General features: G+C 59.6%; 21 protein-coding genes and 1 tRNA gene. 6 read left to right on the plus strand and 16 right to left on the minus strand.

Features of this window, described 5'->3' with window-relative positions:
• The 3 genes from PSEUDOMOFG3G_RS27575 (at position 1) to PSEUDOMOFG3G_RS27585 (ending at position 4286) form a co-directional block, all read left to right on the plus strand.
• Complete coding sequence (locus PSEUDOMOFG3G_RS27575; protein WP_139049013.1) at positions 1 to 1797, plus strand: acyl-CoA dehydrogenase C-terminal domain-containing protein; 1797 nt, start codon at positions 1 to 3, stop codon at positions 1795 to 1797.
• A 219-nt stretch (positions 1798 to 2016) separates the two neighbouring features.
• Complete coding sequence (locus tag PSEUDOMOFG3G_RS27580; RefSeq protein WP_139049014.1) at positions 2017 to 3795, plus strand: acyl-CoA dehydrogenase C-terminal domain-containing protein; 1779 nt, start codon at positions 2017 to 2019, stop codon at positions 3793 to 3795.
• Positions 3796 to 4127: 332 nt separating this feature from the next.
• Positions 4128 to 4286, plus strand: coding sequence for a YqaE/Pmp3 family membrane protein (locus tag PSEUDOMOFG3G_RS27585; RefSeq protein WP_038436734.1), 159 nt, complete (start codon positions 4128 to 4130; stop codon positions 4284 to 4286).
• A gap of 70 nt (positions 4287 to 4356) precedes the next feature.
• Here PSEUDOMOFG3G_RS27585 and PSEUDOMOFG3G_RS27590 read toward each other — a convergent pair whose 3' ends face one another.
• The 9 genes from PSEUDOMOFG3G_RS27590 to PSEUDOMOFG3G_RS27630 form a co-directional block, all read right to left on the minus strand.
• A complete protein-coding gene (locus PSEUDOMOFG3G_RS27590) occupies positions 4357 to 6186 on the minus strand; it encodes a S9 family peptidase (RefSeq protein ID WP_139049015.1) in 1830 nt (609 codons plus the stop codon).
• Positions 6152 to 7321, minus strand: coding sequence for a pyrroloquinoline quinone biosynthesis protein PqqE (gene pqqE, locus PSEUDOMOFG3G_RS27595; protein WP_076383424.1), 1170 nt, complete (start codon positions 7319 to 7321; stop codon positions 6152 to 6154). Before pqqE ends, PSEUDOMOFG3G_RS27590 begins: the two co-directional genes overlap by 35 nt.
• Entirely contained in the window at positions 7293 to 7568 is a 276-nt protein-coding gene (gene pqqD, locus PSEUDOMOFG3G_RS27600; RefSeq protein ID WP_107323006.1) for a pyrroloquinoline quinone biosynthesis peptide chaperone PqqD, read from the minus strand. The genes pqqE and pqqD overlap by 29 nt, the downstream gene beginning before the upstream one ends.
• Positions 7565 to 8317: a pyrroloquinoline-quinone synthase PqqC gene (pqqC, locus tag PSEUDOMOFG3G_RS27605; protein WP_047228105.1), complete on the minus strand. Its 753-nt coding sequence runs from the start codon at positions 8315 to 8317 to the stop codon at positions 7565 to 7567. Before pqqC ends, pqqD begins: the two co-directional genes overlap by 4 nt.
• Before the next feature lie 211 nt (positions 8318 to 8528).
• Positions 8529 to 9440: a pyrroloquinoline quinone biosynthesis protein PqqB gene (gene pqqB, locus PSEUDOMOFG3G_RS27610; protein ID WP_047228104.1), complete on the minus strand. Its 912-nt coding sequence runs from the start codon at positions 9438 to 9440 to the stop codon at positions 8529 to 8531.
• Between the two features lie 81 nt (positions 9441 to 9521).
• Positions 9522 to 9596, minus strand: a complete 75-nt coding sequence (gene pqqA, locus PSEUDOMOFG3G_RS27615) for a pyrroloquinoline quinone precursor peptide PqqA (RefSeq protein WP_003177660.1) — start codon at positions 9594 to 9596, stop codon at positions 9522 to 9524.
• Between the two features lie 171 nt (positions 9597 to 9767).
• Positions 9768 to 12206: a pyrroloquinoline quinone biosynthesis protein PqqF gene (gene pqqF / locus PSEUDOMOFG3G_RS27620; RefSeq protein WP_139049016.1), complete on the minus strand. Its 2439-nt coding sequence runs from the start codon at positions 12204 to 12206 to the stop codon at positions 9768 to 9770.
• A 55-nt stretch (positions 12207 to 12261) separates the two neighbouring features.
• Entirely contained in the window at positions 12262 to 13056 is a 795-nt protein-coding gene (locus PSEUDOMOFG3G_RS27625; RefSeq protein WP_139049017.1) for a carbon-nitrogen hydrolase family protein, read from the minus strand.
• Between the two features lie 12 nt (positions 13057 to 13068).
• Positions 13069 to 14751 (minus strand): NAD(P)/FAD-dependent oxidoreductase, encoded by a 1683-nt coding sequence (locus PSEUDOMOFG3G_RS27630; RefSeq protein WP_139049018.1) that lies wholly within the window; start codon positions 14749 to 14751, stop codon positions 13069 to 13071.
• 100 nt (positions 14752 to 14851) lie between these two features.
• On the opposite strand from PSEUDOMOFG3G_RS27630, the gene PSEUDOMOFG3G_RS27635 reads away from it, so the two are divergent.
• From PSEUDOMOFG3G_RS27635 to PSEUDOMOFG3G_RS27645, 3 genes are read left to right on the plus strand one after another with little or no spacing between them, the layout of a single operon-like run.
• The gene (locus tag PSEUDOMOFG3G_RS27635) at positions 14852 to 15139 is read left to right on the plus strand and encodes a hypothetical protein (protein WP_139049019.1); all 288 of its coding nucleotides are present in this window, start codon (positions 14852 to 14854) and stop codon (positions 15137 to 15139) included.
• Positions 15140 to 15167: 28 nt separating this feature from the next.
• Positions 15168 to 15533, plus strand: a complete 366-nt coding sequence (locus PSEUDOMOFG3G_RS27640) for a type II toxin-antitoxin system RelE/ParE family toxin (protein WP_139049020.1) — start codon at positions 15168 to 15170, stop codon at positions 15531 to 15533.
• Positions 15526 to 15840, plus strand: coding sequence for an XRE family transcriptional regulator (locus PSEUDOMOFG3G_RS27645; protein WP_139049021.1), 315 nt, complete (start codon positions 15526 to 15528; stop codon positions 15838 to 15840). The genes PSEUDOMOFG3G_RS27640 and PSEUDOMOFG3G_RS27645 overlap by 8 nt, the downstream gene beginning before the upstream one ends.
• Positions 15841 to 15941: 101 nt before the next feature.
• On the opposite strand, the gene PSEUDOMOFG3G_RS27650 is transcribed toward PSEUDOMOFG3G_RS27645, so the two are convergent.
• From PSEUDOMOFG3G_RS27650 to rpoD, 7 genes are all read right to left on the minus strand, one after another.
• The gene (locus PSEUDOMOFG3G_RS27650; RefSeq protein WP_024779396.1) at positions 15942 to 16403 is read right to left on the minus strand and encodes an Lrp/AsnC family transcriptional regulator; all 462 of its coding nucleotides are present in this window, start codon (positions 16401 to 16403) and stop codon (positions 15942 to 15944) included.
• A gap of 199 nt (positions 16404 to 16602) precedes the next feature.
• Positions 16603 to 18033: a sodium:alanine symporter family protein gene (locus PSEUDOMOFG3G_RS27655; protein WP_139049022.1), complete on the minus strand. Its 1431-nt coding sequence runs from the start codon at positions 18031 to 18033 to the stop codon at positions 16603 to 16605.
• Between the two features lie 1149 nt (positions 18034 to 19182).
• Positions 19183 to 19425, minus strand: a complete 243-nt coding sequence (locus PSEUDOMOFG3G_RS27660; protein WP_139049023.1) for a hypothetical protein — start codon at positions 19423 to 19425, stop codon at positions 19183 to 19185.
• A gap of 10 nt (positions 19426 to 19435) precedes the next feature.
• A complete protein-coding gene (locus tag PSEUDOMOFG3G_RS27665; RefSeq protein ID WP_171061306.1) occupies positions 19436 to 19936 on the minus strand; it encodes a hypothetical protein in 501 nt (166 codons plus the stop codon).
• 477 nt (positions 19937 to 20413) lie between these two features.
• Positions 20414 to 20490: transfer RNA gene (locus tag PSEUDOMOFG3G_RS27670), tRNA-Ile, on the minus strand.
• A gap of 15 nt (positions 20491 to 20505) precedes the next feature.
• A complete protein-coding gene (locus tag PSEUDOMOFG3G_RS27675) occupies positions 20506 to 24249 on the minus strand; it encodes a bifunctional diguanylate cyclase/phosphodiesterase (protein WP_047228084.1) in 3744 nt (1247 codons plus the stop codon).
• Positions 24250 to 24375: 126 nt separating this feature from the next.
• Entirely contained in the window at positions 24376 to 26223 is a 1848-nt protein-coding gene (gene rpoD / locus PSEUDOMOFG3G_RS27680) for an RNA polymerase sigma factor RpoD (protein ID WP_047228083.1), read from the minus strand.
• Positions 26224 to 26248: the final 25 nt, after the last annotated feature.

Here is a 26248-nt window from a genome sequence, read left to right on the forward strand (position 1 = left end):
ATGCCCGAGTACAAAGCCCCGCTGCGCGACATGCGCTTTCTGATCGATCACGTCTTCGATTTCCCTGGCCGCTATGCCGAACTGGGCGCCAGCGATGCCAGCCCGGACATGGTCAGCGCGATCCTCGAGGAAGGCGCCAGGTTCTGTGAGAATGTGCTGGCGCCGCTCAATCGCTCCGGTGACGAAGAAGGCTGCCATTTCGACAACGGCGTGGTCACCACGCCTACAGGATTCAAGCAGGCTTTCGCACAGTACGTAGAGGGCGGCTGGCACGGGCTGGCGGCGGACCCGACTTACGGCGGCCAAGGATTGCCCAGTTCCCTGGGCCTGGTCATCAGCGAAATGGTCGGCTCCAGCAACACCTCCTGGGGCATGTACCCGGGCCTGACCCATGGTGCGATGTCGGCCATTCATGCCCACGGCACCGAAGAGCAGAAACAGGCCTACCTCACCAAGCTCACGGCCGGTCAATGGACCGGCACGATGTGCCTCACCGAAGCCCATTGCGGCACGGACCTGGGCATCATCAAGACCCGAGCCTTGCCTCAGGCCGATGGCAGCTACGCGATTACCGGCAGCAAGATTTTCATTTCCGCCGGCGAACACGACATGAGCGACAACATCATTCACTTGGTGCTCGCCAAACTGCCGGATGCGCCTGCCGGGACCAAAGGTATCTCGCTGTTCATCGTGCCCAAGTTCCTGCCAGACGCCAGTAGCGAAGCGGGACCGCGCAATGGCGTCTCCTGCGGCTCGATCGAGCACAAGATGGGCATCAAGGCGTCCGCCACCTGCGTGCTTAATTTCGACGGGGCCAAGGGATTCTTGATCGGCGAGCCGAACAAGGGTCTGAACTGCATGTTCACCATGATGAACCATGCCCGGCTGGGCACCGGCATGCAGGGCCTGTGCCTCGGGGAAGCGAGCTTCCAGGGCGCGATCAAATATGCCAACGACCGTTTGCAGATGCGCTCGCTGACCGGCCCCAAGGCGCCGGAAAAAGCCGCCGATCCGATCATCGTCCACCCCGATGTGCGCCGGATGTTGCTGACCATGAAAGCCTTCAACGAGGGCAACCGGGCGCTGACTTACTTCACCGCGCAACTGCTGGATATCGCACACCTGAGCAGCGACGAAACCGCCCGCCAGGAGGCCGAAGACCTGCTGGCGTTCCTCACCCCGATCTGCAAGGCTTTCATGACCGATACTGGCCTGGAAGTAACCAACCACGGCATGCAGGTGTTTGGCGGCCATGGTTTCATTCGTGAGTGGGGCATGGAACAGCTGGTGCGCGACTGCCGTATTGCGCCGATCTATGAAGGCACCAACGGCATCCAGGCCTTGGATCTATTGGGGCGCAAGGTGTTGGGCAGCCAGGGCAAGTTGCTGCGAGGGTTCACCAAAATCGTCCATAAGTTCTGCGCCGCCAACGCTGAACATGCGCAGCTCAAGGATTACGTCGCGCAACTCAACGGGCTCAACCAGCAATGGGGCGAACTGACCACCCGGGTTGGCATGGCGGCCATGAAGAACCCCGATGAAGTCGGCGCCGCTTCGGTGGACTATCTGATGTACAGCGGTTACATCATCCTGGCCTATCTGTGGCTGCGCATGGCGTTGGTGGCCCAGGCGCAACTGGATGCAGGCGAAGGTGATGCGGATTTCTGCCGGGGCAAACTGGCGACCTGTGAGTTTTACTTCAAGCGCCTGCTGCCAAGGACCGCTGCCCATCGGGCCGCGGTGGAGGCGGGGAGCGATTGCTTGATGAAGCTGCCGGCGGAGTTGTTTGCCCTCTGATGTGAGGAGGACAAAGATCGCAGGCTTCGCCAGCGCCTACAGACGTGCGCATATTCCCTGTAGGAACTGGCGAAGCCTGCGATCTTTTCTGTGGTGACTAAAAATAACAAAACAGTCACTGGCTGACCCTATGTGTCGCAAAAGTTGTTGGGGTACACTCAGGCCACTGCAAAAACCGTTTTCTTACGAACCAATTGTTTAGATCTTGCGAGGTTTGCCATGGCTGACTACAAAGCGCCCCTGCGCGATATGCGCTTCGTCCTCAATGAAGTGTTCGAGGTCGCGAAGCTCTGGGCTCAACTGCCGGCGCTGGCCGAGACCGTAGACGCTGAAACCGTCGAGGCGATCCTTGAGGAAGCCGGCAAAGTCACCAGCAAAAGCGTTGCCCCCCTCAGCCGTGCAGCTGACGAAGAAGGTTGCCACTGGGCTGATGGTGCCGTCACCACGCCAGCCGGTTTCCCACAGGCCTACAAGACTTACGCTGAAGGCGGCTGGGTCGGTGTCGGTGGTGATCCGACCTACGGCGGCATGGGCATGCCCAAGGCTGTTTCGGCTCAGGTCGAAGAAATGGTCAACTCCGCCAGCCTGTCCTTCGGCCTGTACCCCATGCTGACCGCCGGGGCTTGCCTGTCGATCAATGCCCACGCCAGTGAAGAGCTGAAAGCAGCCTACCTGCCGAACATGTACGCCGGCGTCTGGGCCGGTTCCATGTGCCTGACCGAGCCGCATGCCGGTACGGACCTGGGCATCATTCGCACCAAGGCCGAATCTCAGGCCGATGGTTCCTACAAGGTCAGCGGCACCAAGATCTTCATTACTGGCGGCGAACACGACCTCACCGAAAACATCATCCACCTGGTGCTGGCAAAGTTGCCGGACGCACCGGCAGGCCCTAAAGGCATCTCGCTGTTCCTGGTGCCCAAGTTCATGGTTAACGCCGACGGCAGCCTGGGGGCGCGTAACGCGGCCAATTGCGGGTCGATCGAACACAAGATGGGCATCCAGGCGTCCGCCACCTGTGTGATGAACTTCGACGACGCCGTGGGTTATCTGGTCGGCGAGCCGAACAAAGGCCTGGCGGCGATGTTCACCATGATGAACTACGAGCGTTTGGGTGTGGGTATCCAGGGCCTGGCCACCGGTGAGCGCTCCTACCAGAACGCCATCGAATATGCCCGTGACCGCCTGCAAAGTCGTTCGCCAACCGGTGCGCAGAACAAAGACAAAGTCGCTGACCCGATCATCGTCCACCCGGACGTGCGTCGGATGTTGCTGACCATGAAAGCCTCGAACGAAGGTGGCCGGGCATTTTCCACCTACGTGGCGATGCAACTGGACACCGCCAAGTTCAGCGAAGACCCGGCCACCCGCAAGCGTGCCGAAGATCTGGTGGCCTTGCTGACCCCGGTAGCGAAGGCGTTCCTGACGGATCTGGGACTGGAAACCACTGTCCATGGCCAGCAGATTTTCGGCGGCCACGGCTACATTCGCGAATGGGGTCAGGAGCAACTGGTGCGTGACGTGCGCATCACCCAGATCTACGAAGGCACCAACGGTATCCAGGCGCTGGACCTGGTAGGGCGCAAGATCGTCGGCAGTGGCGGGGTGTTCTACAAGCTGTTCGCTGACGAAATCCGCCACTTCACCGCTACCGCGAGCAGTGATCTGGCCGAGTTCACCAAGCCGTTGAACGACGCTGTCGGTACGCTGGATGAACTGACCGAGTGGCTGTTGGACCGGGCGAAAAGCAACCCGAACGAAATCGGCGCGGCTTCGGTGGAATACCTCCAGGCGTTTGGCTACACCGCCTATGCCTATATGTGGGCATTGATGGCCAAGGCGGCCTTGGGCAAAGAAGCGCAGGATGATTTCTATGCGAGCAAACTGGGCACGGCGCGGTTCTACTTCGCCCGTCTGCTGCCGCGCATCCACTCCCTGAGTGCCTCGGTGAAGGCGGGTAGTGAGTCACTGTTCCTGCTGGACGCCGGGCAGTTTTGAAATCTGACGGCGTGTAAGCAAATGCTTACACGCCGTGCTGGCGTTTTCCCTCTATCGGCTGATTGGATCCAGAGCTAATCTACTTCACATGGACGTCGCGCAGGATGCGCAAAGCAAAAACACGGACACGTAGGATTCTGCCAGGATGGCGGAGCGAAATGGATGTCAGGGAAACAGTCTGCAAAGCCCCGCTTCGGCGGGGTTTTCTTTTGTCCGCGTTTTTATCTTCCCGCGCTTTATCCCTTCTGGATGGCTTCGCACTGAACCCTGACGAGCGGTCGGGTGTCCATGTGCTATATGGCAATGTGGCCATCGCCAATCAGGAGTCATCCATGGATATCATTCGAATCATCATCGCCATTCTGCTGCCGCCATTGGGTGTGTTTCTGCAAGTGGGCTTCGGCGGGGCATTCTGGCTCAACATCCTGCTGACTCTGTTGGGTTACATCCCGGGCATCGTGCATGCGGTGTACATCATCGCCAAGCGCTGAATTTGTTGGTTTGCACAAATCCCCTGTGGGAGCGAGCAGGCTCGCTCCCACATTTGGTTTTGCATTTGCCCTATAGGGGGCCATCCATCACCCTGCGATAGAACAACCATTCATGCTCCAGCGCATGAGCCTGGTTGATCGCCTTGCGAAAGCCATGGCGCTCATCGGCGTAGTAATGCGCTTCTACCGCGATGCCGTTGTTCTGCAATGCCTCGACCATATCGCGTGTCTGCTGCGGCACGACCACGGCATCCAGTTCACCCTGGAAAAATATCACCGGGGTGCGGATCTGATCAGCGTGCAGCAGTGGCGTGCGGTCCCGATAGCGTTCGGCGTCCTGTTGCGGGTCGCCGATCAACCAATCCAGATAATCGCCTTCGAATTTGTGCGTGGCCTGGCCCAGGGCGACGGGGTCGCTGACACCATAGAGACTGGCGCCGGCGCGGAACACGTCATGGAACGCCAGGGCGCAAAGAGTCGTGTAGCCGCCGGCACTGCCGCCACGAATGAACGCGCGACGGCCATTGATCAAGCCTTGTTCCTCAAGGTACGTGACCACCGCGCAGGCATCCTCGACGTCAACCACCCCCCAATTCAAATACAGCGCCTGTCGATAGGCCCGGCCATAACCGCTGCTGCCGCGGTAATTGAGATCGGCTACGGCAAAGCCGCGCTGGGTCCAGTACTGGATGCGCGGATCAAAAATGGGATAACACGCCGAGGTCGGTCCGCCATGGATGAACACCACCAATGGCGGCTTCTCTTCGGCGTTCATGGCCGGGTAAAAGAACCCATGGGCTTGGCTGGAAGCCGAGGGATAGCGCAGGGTCCGGGGGCGACTGATGTGTTCGATGGGCAACGGCGCAACGCCACCGGCGAGCACCACCACTGCATGGTTTTGCCGCTCAATGGCTATCACCGCCGACGGGCTGATTGGCGCAGCGGCGATGGCATAAATGAACCGCTCATCGAGTGCCAAGCTGCGAAAACGCGAATAGGAGCCGGTGAAATCCTCGTATACGCCGTCGCTGCGGCAGAGGCCCAGTCGCCCGAACCCCGCCTCGGTCCAACTCGCCAGGTAATCGCGTTCGCCCAGCGGCAGCCACGTACAGCCGCCCAGTTGCCAGGGTGCAGGGGCGTGATCGGCTTCGGCGGCGGGCAGCGGCTCCAGGTCGTCGGCGGATTCAATCCAGGGCTGCCAATAACCGCCACGATCGCTCAGGCAGTAAAGGCGACCGCAATCATCAAAACGCGGTTGCTGAATGGACTCCTCGTTAGCGCTGCCCGCGACGCAACGCGGTTCATTCCAGGCGCCAGCGTTGCGCTCGGCCAGCATCAGTCTCGTTGACGTCCACGGTTGATGGGGGCGGCTCCACTCAATCCAGGCCAGTCGTCGACCATCTGGACTCAAGGTCGGCGCGGCGTAGAAGTCCGCACCTTCGGCCAGCAGATGTCGCTGATGATCTGCCAGGCCGATCGAGACCAGGCGATGCTGGTTGGCCTGCTCCTCCACCGCCAGCACCTGGCCGCAAGCGAAGTGAAGATCGCCATATCGACAATCACTTGAGGTCAGCGCCACGGGTTGTTCGCCGGCCAGCGACTGGTGATACACCTGCTGATCGGCCTCATTGACGAACAGCACACCGTCGTCGCTCAGGCAGAACGAACCGCCGCCGTATTCATAAACCCGGCTGCGGACACTGAACCCGTCCGGGGTCAGGCATCGGGCCTTGGCATCCTGCCAATGCCAGATCCGGCAGGCACCGTCTTCGGGACGGTATTGATTCCAGAACAGTCCAAGGGGCCCGGCTTGCAGCTCAGCGAAGTCGATGCCTGCCGCAACGGCCTGGGCTGCGCTGAAAGAATCAGCCTTTGGCGATGAGGCGTGAGTTTCGTTCATTGCGAAAGGCCAGTTGTTCAATCGTCTGAGTGGCATGCTCGGCGTCTTCCCGAGCCTGAAGAATCATCCCGTGATGCTCGGATTTGCTGCACACCGGGTCGGCATTGCTCGCATCGCCCGTGAGCATGAACGCCTGGCAGCGACAGCCGCCGAAGTCCTTTTCTTTTTCATCACACGAGCGGCACGGCTCGGGCATCCAGTCATAGCCGCGGAAACGATTGAAGCCGAACGAGTCGTACCAGATGTGCTGCATGCTGTGGTCACGCACGTTGGGAAATTGCACGGGCATCTGACGGGCGCCGTGACAGGGCAATGCGGTGCCGTCCGGCGTGACGGTCAGGAAAATGCTGCCCCAGCCGTTCATGCAGGCCTTGGGGCGTTCTTCATAATAGTCCGGGGTGACGAAGATCAACTTGCACGGATGCCCTTGGGCCTCCAGTCTGGCGCGGTATTCGTTGGTGATACGTTCGGCACGCACCAGTTGTTCCCGGGTGGGCAGCAGGCCGACGCGGTTGAGCTGCGCCCAGCCGTAGAACTGGCAGGTGGCGAGTTCGACGAAGTCGGCTTCAAGGGCGATGCACAGCTCGATAATGCGGTCGATCTTGTCGATGTTGTGCCGATGGGTGACGAAGTTCAGCACCATCGGATAGCCGTGGGCCTTGACCGCCCGGGCCATTTCCAGTTTTTGCGCGAAGGCTTTCTTTGAACCGGCCAGCAGGTTGTTCACCTGTTCGTCGCTGGCCTGGAAACTGATCTGGATGTGGTCGAGGCCGGCCTTTTTGAAATCGCTGATTTTCTGCTCGGTCAAGCCGATGCCAGAGGTGATCAGGTTGGTGTAGAAACCCAGCCTGCGCGCCTCGGCGATCAGTTCGGCCAGGTCCTGGCGCACCAGCGGCTCGCCGCCGGAAAAGCCCAATTGCGCGGCGCCCATCTCACGCGCCTCGCGAAACACCTTGAACCACTGCTCGGTACTCAGCTCCTTGCCCTGTTCGGCGAAGTCCAGCGGATTGGAGCAGTACGGGCATTGCAACGGGCAACGGTAGGTCAGCTCGGCCAGCAGCCACAGCGGCAGGCCGACTTCAGGCTTGGGCGGCAGGCTTGTGGCGTCAGACAAGTTCGATCCAATGCTCTGCACGGGCGACCTCCATGAATTGCTCGATGTCGTCACCGAGTTCCGGCACGTCGGGGAACTGTCTGGCCAACTCGCCAATGATGGCGGCCACATCCCGTTCACCGTCGATCAGGCCGCCAATCAGCGAAGCGCTGTCGTTGAGCTTGATCATGCCTTCAGGATAGAGCAGCACGTGGCCCTTCTGTGCCGGCTCGTACTGGAAACGGTAGCCGGGGCGCCAGCGTGGGGTCTTGCTGCGATCGAAACTCATAAGGTAATTCCTTTGTGCCACACCCGTTGCCCGGTCACGCTGTGATAGGGCGGGCGGTTCAATTCGTAGGCCATGCTCATGGCATCGAGCATGCTCCAGAGGATGTCCAGTTTGAACTGGAGAATCTCCAGCATGCGCTCCTGGCCTTCGCGGGTGGTGTAATGCTGCAAGGTAATCGCCAGGCCGTGCTCCACGTCTCGCCGGGCCTGGCCCAGGCGGGTGCGGAAATATTCGTAGCCGGCGGGGTCGATCCAGGGGTAATGCTGCGGCCAGCTGTCCAGGCGCGACTGATGGATCTGTGGTGCGAACATTTCGGTCAGGGAGCTGCTGGCGGCTTCCTGCCAAGAGGCGCGGCGGGCGAAGTTGACGTAGGCATCCACCGCGAAGCGCACGCCCGGCAGCACCAGTTCCTGGGAGCGCAGTTGATCGGGATCCAGGCCAACCGCCTGACCCAGCCGCAACCAGGCTTCGATGCCGCCGTCTTCGCCGGGCGCGCCGTCATGGTCGAGCAGGCGCTGGATCCACTCGCGGCGGATTTCCCGGTCCGGGCAGTTGGCCAGGATCGCGGCATCCTTGAGCGGGATGTTCACCTGATAGTAAAAACGGTTCGCGACCCAGCCCTGGATCTGCTCGCGAGTGGCGCGGCCCTCATACATCGCCACGTGATACGGGTGATGAATGTGGTAATACGCACCCTTGGCACGCAGGGCCGCTTCGAACTCGGCGGGGGACAGGGGGGTATCAGTCATTGCGGTTCTCCGGGCAATTCCCGTGGATTCTGTGGCGTCAGGGTTGGCCCCATCGCGAGCAGGCTCGCTGCCACACTCGATCTGTAACGCATGAAATATCCGGTACGACTCAAACTACTGTGGGGGCGAGCCTGCTCGCGATGGCGTCTCATCAGCCAGCAGCGATTGGCTGAAACAGCGCACACCCACGCCCACAATCGTCGCGCCCGTCCTACAACTCAATACTCATTCCGTCGTAAGCCACCTCAATCTTTCGACGTACAAGCTCGGCCCGCTCGGGCGAGTCTTCGTCGAGGATCGGGTTGGTATTGTTGATATGAATAAGGACCTTGCGCGGCTCGGGCAGTTGCTCCAGCACTTCGATCATCCCGCCAGGCCCGTTCTGTGCCAGATGGCCCATCTCGCGACCGGTGCGGGTGCCGACGCCACGACGCTGCATTTCATCGTCGTCCCACATCGTGCCGTCCACCAACAGGCAATCGCTGCCGGCCATGATCTCCAGCAAAGGCTCGTCGACTTTGCCCAGGCCAGGGGCGTAAAACAGCTTGCCGCCGGTGCGCAGGTCTTCGACGATTAGGCCGATGTTGTCGCCTGGGTGCGGATCGAAACGGTGCGGTGAATAGGGCGGCGCGGCGCTGCGCAGCGGCAGGGGAGTGAAGCGCAGGTTCGGGCAGGCCGGGATGGTGAACGGCTGGTCGAGTTCGATGCGGTTCCAGCTCAGCCCGCCGTTCCAGTGGGTCAGCATGTTGAACAGCGGAAAACCCGTGCTCAGGTCTTCATGGACCATGTCGGTGCACCAGACTTGATGCGGGCAGCCTTCGCGCAGGCTGAGCAGGCCGGTGGTGTGGTCGATCTGGCTGTCCATCAGAATGATGGCGCCGATACCGGTGTCCCGCAGTGCCCGACCCGGTTGCATCGGGGCGAACCCTTGGAGCTGGGCGCGAATGTCCGGGGAGGCATTGCACAGCACCCAGTTCACGCCATCATCGGAAATCGCGATGGACGACTGAGTGCGTGCCTGGGCTCGCAGGCTGCCGTTGCGAAAACCTGCGCAATTGGCGCAGTTGCAATTCCACTGGGGGAAACCGCCGCCGGCGGCGGAACCTAGAATCTGGACAAACATGGCCGCTCCATCTGCAAACCTAAATAAAAAACGCCCCGGCTGACCGAGGCGTTGTGCTGCGCGTTCAACCGCCTGCAGCAATCAACGGCTGGCGAAGTACATGGTGACTTCGAAACCGATACGCAGGTCGATATATGCGGGTTTGGACCAAGACATGGAAATACTCCTTTAGGTGGGATGCTGTAATCAGGATGGGTCGGTTGAGACCTATACATATAGTCCACCTCCGAAGGGAGATGTTCAGATGCTTAGGCGGCTATGTTACTAAATCTGACATATTCGTTGGCCGCAATTCTCCAAGAAAGCTCATTGCACAGACTGTAATGATCACGGCACCGCGTGCCAGGGCTCTCCAGGGCAGGCTCCATTGGTCAGGCAATAGCGTGCACTTTCGGCGCTAGTCAGATGCCCCACGGCGTCCATCAGCTGTTCTCGATTCACACGCATGATGGCGTCGGACAATTGCTCTAGATAATCCGACGGATGGCCAGCGAGTTTGCCCTGCCAGAGCAGTTCGGCCGCTTGGGCGCAGGGTAGGGCGGCGCTCTGGAACTGGGCGGCGAGGGCCTGCTGCTGACTGGCCAGCGTCGAATCGTCGAGCTGCTGGAGACGGTCCGGCAGGCCGCTCAGGAACTGGTCGATATGGGCGATCAACTGGGCCGCCGAGGCGCTGGGTGATTGGACACCGAACAACAAACCGGTCTGCCCATCGATCTGCTTCACACCGCTGAACACTGCGTAACCCAACTGCAACTCGACCCGCAGGCGCTGGTAAAACGCTGTTTGACACAGCTGTGCCAGCAACCGCCATGCGGCTTCGTCGCGCAGGGCTCGGGTAGGCGTGGGACAAAACAACAACACGGCCTGTTCGTCGCCGTGGGTCTGAAGGGTGTGCCAGATCGGCTGCCCGCAAGGGGAGGCCGGTTGGGCTTGCTGGCCGGCAATGCCGGGCACCCGGGCCAGCACCGGGCCCATTGCTCCCTGGGTGGCGGCCGACAGACCGATGGCCAGTGCGTCCCAATGCGCCGTCGTCCACACGCTGTTGTCGCGATCGGGCAGCGCCAAGGCTGACGATGAGGAGTTTTGCTGGCAATGAATCGGCAACTCCTTCAACAGGTGTCGAATCGGTATCAGCGCAGGTTCGCTCTTCGCTGACGCCGGCGGCAGTGGTTGTCCCAGCTTCGTCAGAATGTGCTCTAGCACCAAGGGCATCGGTGCCTGCAGGCCAACCAGCTTCAGCAGCCATTGGTCGGCGCAGGGCTCAAAGGTGACTTCCACGCCGGCCTGCTGCGCGTCTTCACGCAGATCCTGCAGATGCCGATCAAGCCTGGCCGAGAGGTCGAGCGGGGGCAGCGTCGCCAGGCGCCAGCGCAGATACACCGCGCCTTGTGGGGTGTTGTCCGCCAGCCCTTGGCTGAACTGCATGGGGGAACGTTCCCGCCGGCCCCGGGAGCGGTCCTGGGCGAAGGTGCGCAGACCGCGATGGGCGCTGGTCTGGCCGCGTATCAACCCGGTACGGGGTGGTTCGCTTGCCGTTTGCAGGAACGGGTTGGGCGCGGGCAGTTGCCATTGCCCGGTGACGTGCTCCGCCGGGTGCAATTGCTTGAGAATTTGCCTGAGCCGCGACAGATCGTTTTCCGACAGTTGAACAGCGCGTTCTTCATTGTCCCAACGGGCCAGTTGCAACGCCGTTGCCGTTTCCTGCCGACGTTGCAGGCGGGCGCTGAACTCATCGCGCAAGGGCGCCCAGTCGTCTTGGGCGGCGAAAAATCCCAACCAATCGTGCAGCAATGGCTGAATGTCGTTCAGTGCGTGATCGTTATCGAGTTTGAACTCGATGTGCAACAGCGCCTGCTCGGCAAACTCGTACAGCGCCGAAGCCTTGAGGCTGTCAGCCAGACCGCGTTGACGCAAGGTGGCGAGCAGGCCGCCCGGTTTACTGTTGTTCAGCCATGTGCAGAGAAAATCCATGGCTTGCGGCGAGGCGACCGGTAAACCTTCGAAGGCGCACAGCAGATCGAGACGTCCTGGGCTGACCTGTTGATAACCGGCCTGGTGCGATGCCATCAGCTCCGGCGCTGGCTGCCGGGTGACCGCTTCACCCGCAGGTACATCGCCGCTGAACTGCTCGGCCAGTGCCTTCAAGGCTTCGATGCTTTGCGGGCCCGCCAGACTCAGCGTCATTTGGCCGCTCTGGTAGAACCTTCGATAAAAGTCTTGTAGTGCCATTTGGAACTCGGCCCGCTGCACCGCGAGGCTGTCGCGATTACCCGCATGGAAACCTCGCAGTGGATGAGCTGCGGACAGTCCTTCGTGCAGGGCCACTTGTCGCTGGGCCGTGGGGTCCTGAGACCAGGCGATGAATTCCGCGTGCAGCACTTCTCGCTCGCGCAATTGGACGGTTTCATCCAGGCGCGGATGGGAGAGCATGTCCCCGAGTCGCTCCAGACCGCCGGCAAAGGCAGCCGGTGATAATTCGAAGAAGAAATCGGTGGTGCGATCGCTGGTGCGGGCATTGACTTGGCCGCCATGCCGTTGCACGTAGGTCATCAGGTTCTGCTCTGTGGGAAACCGCTCAGTGCCGAGGAAGAAAAGATGTTCGAGCAAGTGCGCCAGTCCCGGCCAGGCGAGCGGCGCATCATGGCTGCCGACCGCCACCCGCAGCACCGCAGCGCTGCGCTTGAGGCCGGGGACATGGCGCAATGTCACTCGCAAGCCGTTGGCCAGGGTTTCAGTGTGGGGGCAGAAGGAATCGACGGCCGACATGAGCGTTTCCAGAACAGAGAAGCGCTCATGCTAGCGGATAAGGGAGCGTTCTCAATCAGTGTTTGTTCAAGTCGTCGTAAAGCTTAGGGCGGCGGTCATGCAGGTAGTTGTAGGCCGCACGGCAATCCTCCATCAGTTGCCGATCCAGGTCCCCGACGATCAAGGCCTCGTCCAGCCCGGCCAGGGCAGGGCGGCTGCCATCCGGGGCGGCGATGCTGCTTTGCCCGCAGTACTGCAATTCACCTTCATGACCGCAATAGTTGGCGTAAGCCACAAAACACTGGTTCTCGATGGCCCGGGCGCGCACGGTGACATCGGCGATGAACTCATAGGGCTGCATGTTGGCGGTGGGCACCAGGATCAGTTCGGCGCCGGCCAGGGCCAGGCGCCGGGCGTTTTCCGGAAACTCCAGGTCATAGCAGATCAGAAAGCCAAGCTTCCAGCCGTTAAGCTCGACGATGGGCAGCTCGCTATCGCCAGCGCTGAACATCGCGTGGTCCAAATCGCCAAACAGGTGACTCTTTCGATAATTTGCCAGGCGTTCGCCGTGGGCGTCGATCAGTTGCACCGCGTTGTAAATCTGCCCATCTTCGCTGCGTTCCGGGTAGCCATAGGCGATCGCCAGACTGGCCGCCTTGGCGATGCGAGCGATCTGCTGCGCCCATTCGCCGTTGTAGACCTCGGCCAATACATTCACCGCGTCGACGCCAATGTTGTAGCCGGTCAGGAACATTTCCGGCAACACCAACACATCGGCGCCCCTGGCCTCCAGCGCCACCTGATGCAGGCGTTGCAGGTTGGCGGCCGGGTCCAGCGGCAGCGGTGAACATTGGTAAAGGGCTACACGCATCAAAAACTCCTTTTATTCGGGCAGGGCGATCGGACCGATTTCGTCGAACACGTCACCTGGCCCCGGGTTCTCGGGGTGAGTTTCACCGCCGAAGTGCTTCATGATTCCCCACACGGCATTGAGTGAGGTTTGTACCGCGCCCTCAACCCAGGCCGGTGTCCATGAGACGTCATCGCCGGCGATAAAGATCCCTCGCTGTTCGGCCGGCATGTCGTCCTGCATGAAATGGGCGTACATGCGCTGGTTGTAGCGATAGTGGCCGGGCAGAGCACCTTTGAATGCGCCGAGGAAATGCGGGTCGGCTTCCCAGGAGACGGTGATCGGATCGCCGATGATCCGTGCGGCGATGTCCACCTTGGGGTAAATCTTCTTCAAGGCGTCGAGCGCCAGCTTCACGCGTTTTTCCACCGGATGGGGGAGCATTTTCAGCGCATCGCTCATCCACGAGTAAGACAGGCAAATGACCCCCGGCTTGTCATCGCCATTGTCGAACAGATAGGTGCCACGGGTGAGGCGGTCGGTGAGGGTCATGCTCATCAGGTCGCGGCCGGTTTCCGGATCCTTGTCCTTCCAGAACGGCCGGTCGACCATCACGAAAGTCTTCGACGATTGCATGTAGCGGGTGCGATCCAGGGCCATCCACATTTTTTGCGAGAACAGCGCCTCTTCGCATTCGATCTGAGTGGTCAGCAGCCAGCTTTGGCAGGTGACCAGCACCGCGGCATATTCGCGGGTGTTGTCCCACACGTCGGTCACGCTGAACCGGCCATCGTCGGCACGCGCGATGCGCTTCACACCGCTGCGCGGGGCGCCCAGGTGCAACGAGTTGAGGCTGGTACCTTCTGGCCAGTGCGCGCAGCGCTCCGGCACATGCTTCCAGATGCCATGGGGCACCTGCTCGACGCCACCTACCACAAGATGCTGATGATCGTCGCAATTGGTCATCACCACGCGGAAGATTTCCAGCATCGAATTGGGAAAGTCCGAGTCCCAGCCGCCGGTGCCGAAACCCACCTGGCCGAACACTTCACGGTGCTGGAACGAGAGTTTGGCAAACGCCTTGGACGTGGCGACGAAGTCGTAGAAAGTGCGGTCGTCCCACAGGGGGACCAGGGTGTTCCACAGTGCCTTGAGGCGTGGCACGTCGCGGTCGCGAATCGCCTGCTGGATATCGCCGAAGCGCGAACCGTCCTCCAGCGCATCCGCCCAGGCGTCGGCCACTTCCTGGAACAATGCCGGCAGGTCGGCCAACTTTTGTGCGTAGTAGGTCTGGCCTTCCAGATCGATGACCGTGCTGCCCGAGGCCGGGGTCAAAGGGTTGGGAAACGGTTTGGTCTCCAGGCCCAGTTTGTCGACGTAGTGATAGAACGCCGTGGACGACACCGGAAACCGCATGCCCCCCAGCTCGGCTATGACACCCTCGGCGCCGTTGAACGCTTGTGAGCGCAGGCGCCCACCCATCTTCGACGCTTCGTAGACCACCGGCTTGAGGCCCAGCTTCATCAACTCGTAGGCCGCCACCAGACCGGCGATCCCGGCACCGACAATCGCGACTTCTGCCCCGTGGTTGTGGGCGGGAATACTGCCCAGGCCGGCGGGATGCTCGATCCAGTCGTCAAAAGCGAAAGGAAAGTCCGGCCCGAAAATGGTGATGGGCTTCTTGCCGTCTGCTGGGTGGCGATTGTTCTTGTTCATGGCTGACCTTGATTGGGCGACTCGACGCGGCTTTCGCGTCTGAGTATAGGAAAGATGCCAGCCATTCTAGAGAGGGTGAAACACGTTAATAAGACGCAATGTGTCGTCGTTGTGGATTGTTATCAGTCATTTTTATGCATTGATTGGTCATATTGACGAGATGAGTCTTGTGGACATGGGCCTTCTGGTGAAGGCGGTGGGCGGTTACTGGGAGGCTGGCTGTGCTGACGCCTTCGCGAACAAGCCCGCTCTCACATGTACAAATTTCGAAGTGATGGTCTTTTTCACACCGTTCACGCTGTCGATCCAGATCGAACGCTCACAGAAACCCCATTTAACAATTGCCTGCAGGATCGAGCTGGTCAGACAGCTAAGGTTATTCCCTTGAGGTTATATAACTTGGGTGGCATATTGGAATGAGATGGGATGTTGAGTACACCGACGAATTTGAGATGTGGTGGGACCGTCTCAGTGAATCTGAGCAGGATGATGTGCAGGTATCGGTGATGTTGCTTGGTGATGCCGGGCCATATTTGGGCTTTCCTCACACCAGCGATATCAAAGGTTCGCGCCACGGCAACCTTCGGGAGTTACGGGTGCAACATGCAGGCAGACCTTATCGTGTGCTGTATGCATTTGATCCACGTCGCTGCGCCATCCTGCTGATCGGCGGGGACAAAACCGGTCAGGATCGTTGGTATCAGGAGCACGTACCGTTGGCTGAGCGTCTTTATGACGAGCATTTGGAAGTCTTGAAGAATGAGGGTTGTGACAATGGCTAAGAAGTTTGCAGATTTAGTAGCGCGTCGTTCGCCTGACGCCCAGGCTCGTACGCAGGCTCTGTATCAGAAACTGAGGGCAGAAATGCCGCTTCACGAGTTGCGTCAGGCGCAGGAGTTGAGCCAGGACGCTCTGGCCAGGACGCTGCATATCAATCAGGCAGCGGTGTCGAAGATGGAGCGTCGCACCGACATGTACATCAGTACATTGCGTAACTACATTCGTGCTATGGGTGGAGAGTTGGAAATTATTGCAACGTTCCCTGAGGGGCAGGTCAGAATCGAAAATTTCTCCCATCAAACACGGTAATCCGCATTTTCTGTGGGAGCAAACCGGCTCGCGAAAGCGGCATGTCGGTCATGGAAAGGTAGCTGGTCCGACGCCATCGCGAGCACGTTAAGTCGCACCCTCTAGACCGGCTGCCCCCGATCGATCTTGCTGCTGAGGATGATCGAAGTGGTGGTTTTCTCCACCCCATCCACACTGCCAATCTGATCCAGTAACTGATCCAGCTGCTCCGGTGAATCCGTGCGCAGCCAGGCCACATAGTCGAATTCGCCGCTGACCGCACACAGTTGCTGGACCTGGGCCATCGCACTCAAGCGCCGCAGCACGTCCTTGCCGGAGCGCGGTTGAACCTTGATGCCGACGTAAGCCTGTAACCCGCCGTCTATCACCCGCTGCCCCAGACGCACGCCGTACCCGGTGATGACCTTGGTTTTTTCCAGCCGCGCCAGCCGCGAAGTCACGGTGGTGCGGGCGATGCCCAATTGTCGGGCGAGCATGGCGACGCTTTCCCGGGCATTGATTTGCAGGGCGGCAATCAGCTGGCGGTCGATTTCGTCGAGGACGGGAGGGCGGGTGTCAGACAAGATGGGCTCCGGCGTGGATATCGGTGGCTGGCATGTTACAGGCTCGCATGCCTTTGCCACCTACTCCATTGGGATGCGCTCGGGAATGCCTGCCACCATGACGTTGGTCATGGTGGCAGTATCCGCAGATTTGACGATGCTGGCATCAGCCCGTTTCAGATGCGGCCGCAGCCCAATCCAGGCTGCGACCGGGCCGGGATCATTTCCAGCGATTGGTATCCCATGCCTTGCGGTCGAGATCGAGGTCGGGGAAATTTGCCGGATCGAAGACCGGCCTTGCCACACCGGCTTTCAACTGCGCGCGGAAGTCGTTGATCACCCGTATCGCAGTAGGGAACAGCATCAAAATCGCAATCAGGTTCACCAGTGCCAGAATGCCCATCATCGGATCTGAGAAGAAGAACACCGAGGTGGCGTTCGGGGCCGCGGCGCCGAGGAAAATCAAGCCCAGGATAAACACGCGCAGCACCAGCAGGGCCGGTTTGGATTTGGTGATGGCCGCCAGTGCGTTCTCACCCAGATAGACGTTGTAGATGATGGACGAGAAGGCGAAGAGCAGGATCGCCAGAGTCAACGCGTAGCGCGACCACTCACCAAAATGGCTGGCCAGTGACTGTTGTGTCAGTACGACACCGTCGATACCTGTAGCACCGGCAACATAGACATCACCCAGCAGGATGATGAAAGCCGTGCACGAGCAAATCACGATCGTGTCGATGAAGACCGAGAACGATTGGGTGATGCCCTGGCTGACCGGGTGATGTACCAGCGCAGTTGCCGCGACGTTCGGTGCGGAACCAAGCCCGGCCTCGTTTGAGAACAGCCCGCGGCGCAAGCCTTGTGCAATCGCAGCCCCCATGCCACCGGCGATGGCTTCTTCATAGCCGAAGGCACTGGAGACGATGCGTACGAAGAGCGCCGGAATTTCACCGATGTTCATCACGATGACGATCAGGGCAAGCGCCAGGTAACCCAGCGCCATGACGGGCACCACGACATCGGCCGCCTTGGCGATGCGCTTGATTCCACCAAAGATCACAAACCCGGTGACAAGCACCAGTAGCGCTCCGGTCACAAAGCGGCTGATCCCGAACGAATCCTGCATCGCGCCGGCCACAGTGTTGCCTTGAAAGGCATTGAAGCCAAGGCCGAAGGCTGCCAGCAGGCAGACTGCATAAACTATCGCCAGCCAGTTGTAGTTCGAGCCGAGGCCGTGCCGGATATAGTCGGCTGGGCCGCCACGGAAGGAGTGTTCACCGTCGGTGCGCTTGTAGATCTGGGCAAGCGTACATTCGACGAGACTTGTCGCCATGCCGACGAGCGCGATGCACCACATCCAGAAAACCGCGCCGGGCCCACCGAGCGTGATCGCGACGGCTACACCGGCAATGTTTCCGCCGCCCACGCGGCCGCCCACGGATACGAGTAGCGCTTGTCGCGCGCTGAGGTTGTTGGGGTCACTGTTCTGGTTCTTCCCTGACAGCACGCGGAACATCCGGCCGAAGAATTCGAACTGGACGAAACCCGACATGATCGTGATGAACACTCCGAAGACCACGAGAATGGGTATGAGCGACCACCCCCACGTGAGGCTGTCGACATACCCAAACAGCGTTTGCAGGAATTCCATCTGTTTCTCCTATATTTCTTATTATCGGCGGAATCGCTCTCTTGAGCGTCCCGCGATCAGTTTATGCCTGGTTTTACATCCGATTTCGCGTCTTCGGACGTTTCGGTGCCGCCGATCGTTCCCGATCTGAAAACTCGCTATATGGCACCGTCGAGTCGTTCGAGGGCTAAACCGGCCTTTATCGCTGGCAGTGGCCGGGCCCTGGCGGGCGCAACTGTACTACAGAGCGGTAGTTTCGGCGCCCTGAGAGTTGTGTTTAATCCGTCTCAGGAGCTGTCCGACGCCTGTTCAGCGGGGACTACCAGTTTGATTCACTGAATGTCCGGTATAGGCGAAATTCACTATAGCTGGGCGGGTACATACCGCATGGATGACGCTCTTGTTGCGCGGTTTATGAAGACCTTGGGCCAGATCACCCAGTCTCGCCACTCAAAAACGCAAAAGCCGCGCAATGCGCGGCTTTTTGTATGGTGGGCCCACACGGACTCGAACCGTGGACGAAAGGATTATGAGTTGCTGGGCGAGGTGCTATGCCTAGAGAAATCGTTCGAAGGTGAACGTAGGTTGGCATAGCTGGAGGGCCCGTAGTTACTGGTTTTGAGCGTAATTTTGAGAAGGTTGCTCAAGCTGAGTACTGTACCGTGGTTGTACTGATTTTGCGGACTTTGAGTTTCGCAATTCGCCCCGCAGTGAAATCTTCTCCCACGATCTTCTGTAGTGCCCCCGGGCTAATTCTCTCGCAGCTCCAGAACCACGTTCCATTCACAGATCAAGAAGCAAAACGCGGCTTGGTCTAAGGCATGCGTATCGTCTGACTTTAAAGGTTGGCGATTGCGGTGACCTTTCATGTGCGTTAGATCCGTGCTGTCTAGGATCAGAATTAGGCCGCGCCCGCAGAGTTGGCGAGGCTCGTCAATGTGGCATTACACATTTCCGACTGCACCTGGCCTGCGTTACAGCCGCCACCCATCATTTAGCAGTGATTTTTGGCGGCATCTAACCTACGTTAGGAGTTATCAGTATGTTCAAAGTAACCCCCAATCCGCCGGCAAGGTCCAACGCTAAGATCATCTATCAACGCGCTGTTGATCGACTGTTGTCCCATATGATTTTGGGTCAGAGACGGCACCGAGAAATCGTGCCAGGGCTTCAGTCCCGCTCCGTGAACCGGCGCCGCGTCAGGAAAAGCACCACGCCCAGCGGCACGGCCAGCAGTGCTAGCAGCTCCAGGTCAAAGCCCAGCACCTGCTGCTCACCAACCTTGAAGATGCTGACCAAGCCCGTTGCCAGCAGCGCCAAACCCAGCCACTTGCGCAGCGGGTATGGTTTCAGAAACTGAACGAGGATCGTGCCCAGTACCAGAAGGACTACAGTTTGCATGATGTAGGGCATGTGCAGTTCCTCAGTCCTTGATGACCAGCGTCACGACAGAGCGCTGTGGGCCAATCCCGCCATGGACCTCTCCCTCGATGCTGACCAGCACGTCACCTGCATGCAGGTTCGGCAAGGCCCCTTTGAGGTACCAGTTGACACCTGTCGTCACGACTGCGCCTGAAGCCCAGCCAATGAGCGGCCCGCCCAACGCACCTACCCTCCCGGCAACGCCACCTGAGGCCGCAGCAATTCCCTTGGCGACGTTGCCGCGCATAGTACTGATAGCATCGGCCTGCTGCCGGGTGAGGGGATTGGAAATGCAGACTGTCAGCAGGCATGGCAGGTTTCGAGCCTGCACTCGGTCGTACATATCGACGACCATGCTGTTGACTTGGTAATGGGCGCGTTTCGCTTCGCCAAAGTGCAGCTCGCGCAGGCGACCTCGGTCGCTTTCCATGAGGGTGATTCGAGACAGATTGAAGACGATCCCTTCTGCGGACCTGTACTGCGTGGTCTTCTCGAACTTCATGCGCGTATCCATTCGTGCAAAAAGACGATGATTTTCTACAAGCGGTGACTAAGATGCAAACGGTCTTTGATGTGAGGCCCCGGGGAATTTGACGTCTGCACGGGTCTCATCGCCAGCGAGCCAACTCCCCGGTAACAACACATCGAGCGCGTCGGTTTTGGAGACGTTAGGCCGAGGCGCCTCCGCACGAGGCACTGGCCGGGGTATGCTGTGACCGTGTAAAGCTCCGTCGACAACTTCTGCGTTGCGCTGAGGGTTAAGGGCGTGCAATCAAACTGCAATCGCGGAATCCCGCCGCAAGGTGTCTAGAGAATCCGGGGCGATTCAGGATAACGGGATGGATCTCCCGTAGATATACGCATCGTCTGAATCGATGAGCGCTTGGGGGGGGGGCACTTTGTGGACACGGCAGCGGGTCGAAGTACCACTTTTTTCTCTGGGAGAAAACGAAAGCCGCGCAATGCGCGGCTTTGGAGTTGGTGGGCCCACACGGACTCGAACCGTGGACCAAAGGATTATGAGTCCTCTGCTCTAACCAACTGAGCTATAGGCCCTCAGTAGGCCGCGGATTATAGCGACGGTTTCTCGGCTGTGCTATCCGAAAAATCCGATACGGTCATACGAAGAAACGTTGCGGCGAACTCTTCGGCGCACAGGGGCAGGCTGACGATGTAGCCCTGGATCTGTTCGCACCCTTCTTCAGCCAGGAATTGTTGTTGGGCCAGGGTCTCGACGCCTTCGGCGATGATGGTGAATTGCATACTGCGGCCCAGCGCGATGATTGCCCGCACGATGGCCACGTCGTGCGGGTCATCGGGCAGGCCACGGACGAAGGACTGGTCGATCTTGAGGAAGTCCAGTGGCAAACGCTTGAGATAGCTCAGGGAGGAGTAACCGGTGCCGAAGTCGTCTATCGCCAGTTGCACACCGAGTTTTTTCAGCTGGTGCAGCACCGCGAGGGCTTCTTCGGCCTGGCTCATGATGAAGTTTTCGGTAATTTCCAGTTGCAACAAGCCGGGCTTGAGGTGGTGCTCACGCAGCAACTGTTCGATACGCCCCAGCAGGTTGGGTTGGCGCAATTGGGCTCCGGCAAGGTTGACCGACAGCGGGCCGAGGCTTTCGTAGGCGTCGTTCCATTCGGACAGTTGTCGACAGGCATGTTCCAGTACCCAGTCGCCAATCTGCAGGATCATGCCGTTTTCTTCGGCCAGGGGGATGAAATGCTCCGGCGGTACGTCGCCAAATGTGGGGTGGGTCCAGCGAATCAGCGCCTCGGCGCCCACCAGGCGATTGTCGGCAAGGCTGAATTTGGGTTGGAAGGACAACGATAATTCGTTGCGCTCGATGGCGCGTCGCAACTCGTGTTCCAGTGCCACCCGCTCACTGGCCTGGGCGGTGAGGTCGCGGGTGTAGCTTTCAACCCGGTTGCGCCCCTTGGCCTTGGAGCGGTACATCGCCGCGTCGGCATTCTTGACCAGCGTGGCGACGTCGCAGCCATCCTGCGGGTACAGGCTGGTGCCGATGCTGGCACTGATGAAAAATTCATGTTCACCGGCCTGGAACGGTGCGGCAAAGCAATTCAACAGTTTTTGGGCAATGTGTTCGGCGTCGCTGGGTTGTTGCAGGCCTGGCAGCAGGATGATGAATTCGTCACCCCCCAGGCGCGCCACGGTATCGATATCGCGCAACTGCTCGCGCAGGCGCACGGCGATACCCTTGAGCAGCAGATCTCCCACCGGGTGTCCCAAGCTGTCATTGATGTGCTTGAAGCGGTCCAGGTCCAGGAACAGTACCGCACCCTGGCCGCCATCTTCCTGCTGGCTGTTGAGCGCCGTCAGTAATCGGCTTTCGAACAATGTGCGATTTGGCAGGCCGGTGAGCGGGTCGTGGTGCGCCTGATAATCGAGTCGGGCCTGGGCGTGCTTGAGGCTGGAAATATCGGCAAAGACCGCAACGAAATGGGTGATTTCCCGATCCCGGTTACGCACCGCGCTGATGGTCAGCCAACTGGGATACAACTCGCCGTTTTTACGCCGGTTGGAAATCTCCCCCTGCCAGTGTCCCTCGGCGGTCAACTGGTGCCACATCGCGGCATAGAACGCACTGTCATGCAGGCCGGAAGCCAACAGCCGCGGCGTGTGACCCAAGGCTTCGGTTTCGCTATAGCCGGTGATCTCGCTGAAGGCGCGGTTCACCGCGCTGATGTGCTGTTGTGTATCGGTGATCAGCACGCCTTCGGCAGTGCTTTCGAATACGGTGGCTGCCTGTTGCAGTTTTTCCTGCATCAGGTGGCGTTCGGTGATGTCCCGGGCGATGGTCAGCATGCAGTCTTCGTTGCCGATGGGCAGAGGGCGGCTGGACACTTCGCAGAGCCTTATCTGCCCATCGTTACGGCGGATATGACATCTGAAGTCCCTGACATAACCGTCTCGTTGTAATTGGTCGAGCATCTGTTTGCGCTCATTGAGGTTGACCCAGATACCCAGGTCCAGGGTGGAACGGTCCACCGACAAGGCGCTATTGAAACCGGTAATACGGCTGAAGCCTTCGTTGACCTCAATCAGCAGGCCGTCGCTTTGCCGGGACAGTAGCAGGCCGTCGGGCGAGGCATGAAAAGCCTTGGCGAACTTCTCTTCGGAAGTCTGCAACTGCTGCTGTGTTTCCTTGAGCTGGCTGATATCACGGACTACCACGACCAGGGCTGGGGTGGTGTCGAGGTCGAAGGGTTCGGCCGATATCAGCCCGGTGAACACCTGGCCATTGCTGCGACGGAAAGGCATCTCCAGATTGCGGATACTGCCGGCCTGTAATCGTTGCAGCAGGCCCGGGCCGACGTCCTGGATGCCCCAGATGTTCAGTTCAGTCGCGGTTTGGCCCACCACCTCTGCGGCGCTCAGGCCAATCTGCTCCTCGAAGGCTTTGTTGACCTCCAGCAGGCAACCGTCCATCAGGCGCGCTATCACCAGGATGTCCGGGCATTGACGGAATACCGAGGCGAATTTTTGCTCGGAGAGGCGCAGCGCTTCCTCGGTGCGTTTGGCTTCGCTGATGTCGATCATCAACCCGCGCATCACCGGTTCGTGGCCGTGTTCGATCAGGCTGACAATGTCGCGCACCCACAGGCAGCGGCCGTCAGCAGTGATCACGCGGTAATCAATGCAATGGTCCCGGCCCGCCAGCACTTCATGCTCACAATAGCTCTGGGCGCGGATCAGGTCGGCAGGATGAATGATGTTGCGCCAGAACCCTGGAATCAGCCAGTGGGAGAGGGGATAACCGAGCAGATCTTCGGCGTGAGGCGACACGTAGCTGTAGGTGAAGTCACTGACCCTTGCCTCCCAGGCAATTGCTGAAAGGCTCTCCACCAGCCCGCGGTAGTGGTATTCGCTGCTGCGCAGTTCTTGTTCCAGATCGACTCGTCGCGCGATCTCTGAGCTGAGGCGGCGATTGATGCGAATCACCGCCGCAAGGACACCGCTCAAGAGGAGCAGCGCAGGTAAGCCGTAAACCAGCAGGTCTGACCAGAACCTTCGGTAATCTCGGACATTGCCGACCCATTTCTCCTGGATTTCGCTGATCTGGGCCGGGCTCATGTCCGCTATCACCTTGTCCAGGATACCCACCAGTATCCTGTTCTCCCGGGGGACGCCCATGGCCAGTTGATAGCGATAGGGTGTTTCTCCGCTGACATAGAGCCCGTCAAGCTTGAGTTGGCGCAGGCTCCAGACACTGGAAGCCAGGTCGCCCACCACCGCATCCACTTTATCTGTGGCCAAGGCTTGCAAGGCTGAGCTGACATTGGGCAGCGCCACCAGATTCAGGTCTGGATGGTGGTTGCGCAACAGTTCGTGGGGCGCATAATTTTCCACCACGGCGATTTTCAGCCCGTACAAATCCTCAAGGTTATGAGGTTCTGCGCCGCCATGATGGGCCAGGATGACGATGGGAAAGTCCAGATATGGGCGGGTGAAAGCCAGGTAGTTCTGACGTTCGGGCGTGGACATGATGCCGGGTAAAAGATCGATTTTGCCCTGTGCGACCTGCTCCAGCACCATCGTCCAACTGACGGGCTCGATAGGCGTGAGCGTGACAGCCAGCCGCTCGCGGATAACATCCACGTAGTCGGCGGCCAGGCCCTGATACCGCCCCTGATCGTCGCGAAATTCGAACGGTGGCCAGGAGGCGTCGACACCCAGGCGCAGGTCGGGGTGGTCCTTGAGCCAGCGGCGCTCTTCGTCGGTGAGCGTCAGCGCGCCAGCCGTTGCGGTCCAGCTCATCAATGACAGCAAAATCACGGCCGTCAGTCTGGGCATCACGGTCTCGTCATGGCTTGGGGAGGATGTTTCGAGTGTAGACGGGCAATAGGGCGGGGGGGGGCGTAGCGGGGGGATTTTATCTGCACATAACAAAACCCCCGGCAGGGCCGGGGGTTTTTAACATCACTCGTCGAGGAAGGAGCGCAGGTGCTCGCTTCGCGTCGGGTGGCGCAATTTGCGCAAGGCCTTGGCCTCGATCTGACGAATCCGCTCGCGGGTTACGTCAAACTGCTTACCGACTTCCTCAAGGGTGTGGTCGGTATTCATGTCGATGCCGAAACGCATGCGCAGTACCTTGGCTTCACGGGCAGTGAGGCCGGAGAGCACTTCGCGAGTCGCTTCCTTGAGACTCTCAACGGTGGCGACATCGATCGGCGACTGCATGGTGGAGTCTTCGATGAAGTCACCCAGATGGGAGTCTTCGTCATCACCGATCGGGGTTTCCATGGAGATCGGCTCTTTGGCGATCTTCAATACCTTGCGGATTTTGTCCTCAGGCATTTCCATGCGTTCGCCCAGCTCTTCCGGAGTCGGTTCACGACCCATCTCCTGCAACATCTGCCGGGAAATGCGGTTGAGCTTGTTGATGGTCTCGATCATGTGCACCGGAATACGGATGGTGCGGGCCTGGTCGGCGATCGAGCGAGTGATCGCCTGACGGATCCACCAGGTGGCATAAGTCGAGAACTTGTAGCCGCGACGGTATTCGAACTTGTCCACCGCTTTCATCAGACCGATGTTGCCTTCCTGGATCAGATCGAGGAATTGCAGGCCGCGGTTGGTGTACTTCTTGGCGATGGAGATCACCAGACGCAAGTTCGCTTCGACCATCTCTTTCTTCGCGCGGCGGGCCTTGGCCTCACCGATCGACATGCGACGGTTGATGTCCTTGATCTCGGCGACGGTCAGGCCGGTTTCGGCCTCCAGCGCGGTCAGCTTCTGCTGGCAACGAATGATGTCCGGTTGCAGGCGGGCAATGGCTTCAGCGTATTTGCTTTTGCCTTTGGCCAGTGCATCGGTCCAGCTTTCGTCGACTTCGTGGCCAGGGAACTGACGCAGGAAATCAGCACGTGGCATGCGGGCATCACGCACGCACAGTTGCATGATCGCGCGCTCTTGCTGACGCAGACGATCCAGGGCGCCGCGGACACGCTCGACCAGGCCTTCGAACTGCTTTGGCACCAGTTTGATCGGCATGAACAGCTCGGCCAGTGCCAACAGCTCGGCAATTGCCTGCTTGTTGTTGCGGCCATGCTTCTTCAGCGCCTTGCGGGTGATTTCCATCTGGTCGGCCACAGCGCCGAAACGCTGGGCTGCGATGACCGGGTCCGGACCGCTTTCGGCTTCTTCTTCGTCGTCACTGGCTTCGGCGTCGTCGTCATCGGTGTCGTCGTCGGCCTTGGCGGCTTTCGCGTCGATCGGCGGCGGCACTTCGGCTGCAGGCGGCGCGATACCGTCGTCCGGGTCAATGTAACCGCTCAGGACGTCGGACAGGCGGCCACCTTCGGTGGTGACGCGGGTGTACTCGGAGAGAATATGGTCAACCGTGCCAGGGAAGTGCGCGATTGCGCCCATCACTTCGCGGATGCCTTCTTCAATGCGCTTGGCGATTTCGATTTCGCCTTCACGCGTGAGGAGCTCTACCGTACCCATTTCACGCATGTACATGCGCACGGGGTCGGTGGTGCGACCAATGTCGGTCTCGACCGCTGCCAACGCTGCGGCCGCTTCTTCAGCGGCCGCCTCGTCGGTATCGGCGTCGGCCAGCATAAGGGCATCCTTATCTGGAGCAACCTCGAATACGTTGATCCCCATGTCGTTGATCATGCGGATGATGTCTTCCACCTGTTCCGGATCTGAAATATCCTCCGGCAGGTGGTCGTTGACCTCCGCGTAAGTCAGGTAGCCCTGCTCACGACCCAATAGGATCAACTCTTTGATACGAGACTGCTGTTGCGCTTTTCCGGACATAACACCCTATCCACTGAAGGTCTTG

The sequence above is a fragment of the Pseudomonas sp. FG-3G genome (assembly GCF_901007645.1).
Classification (GTDB): Bacteria; Pseudomonadota; Gammaproteobacteria; order Pseudomonadales; family Pseudomonadaceae; genus Aquipseudomonas; species Aquipseudomonas rhizophila.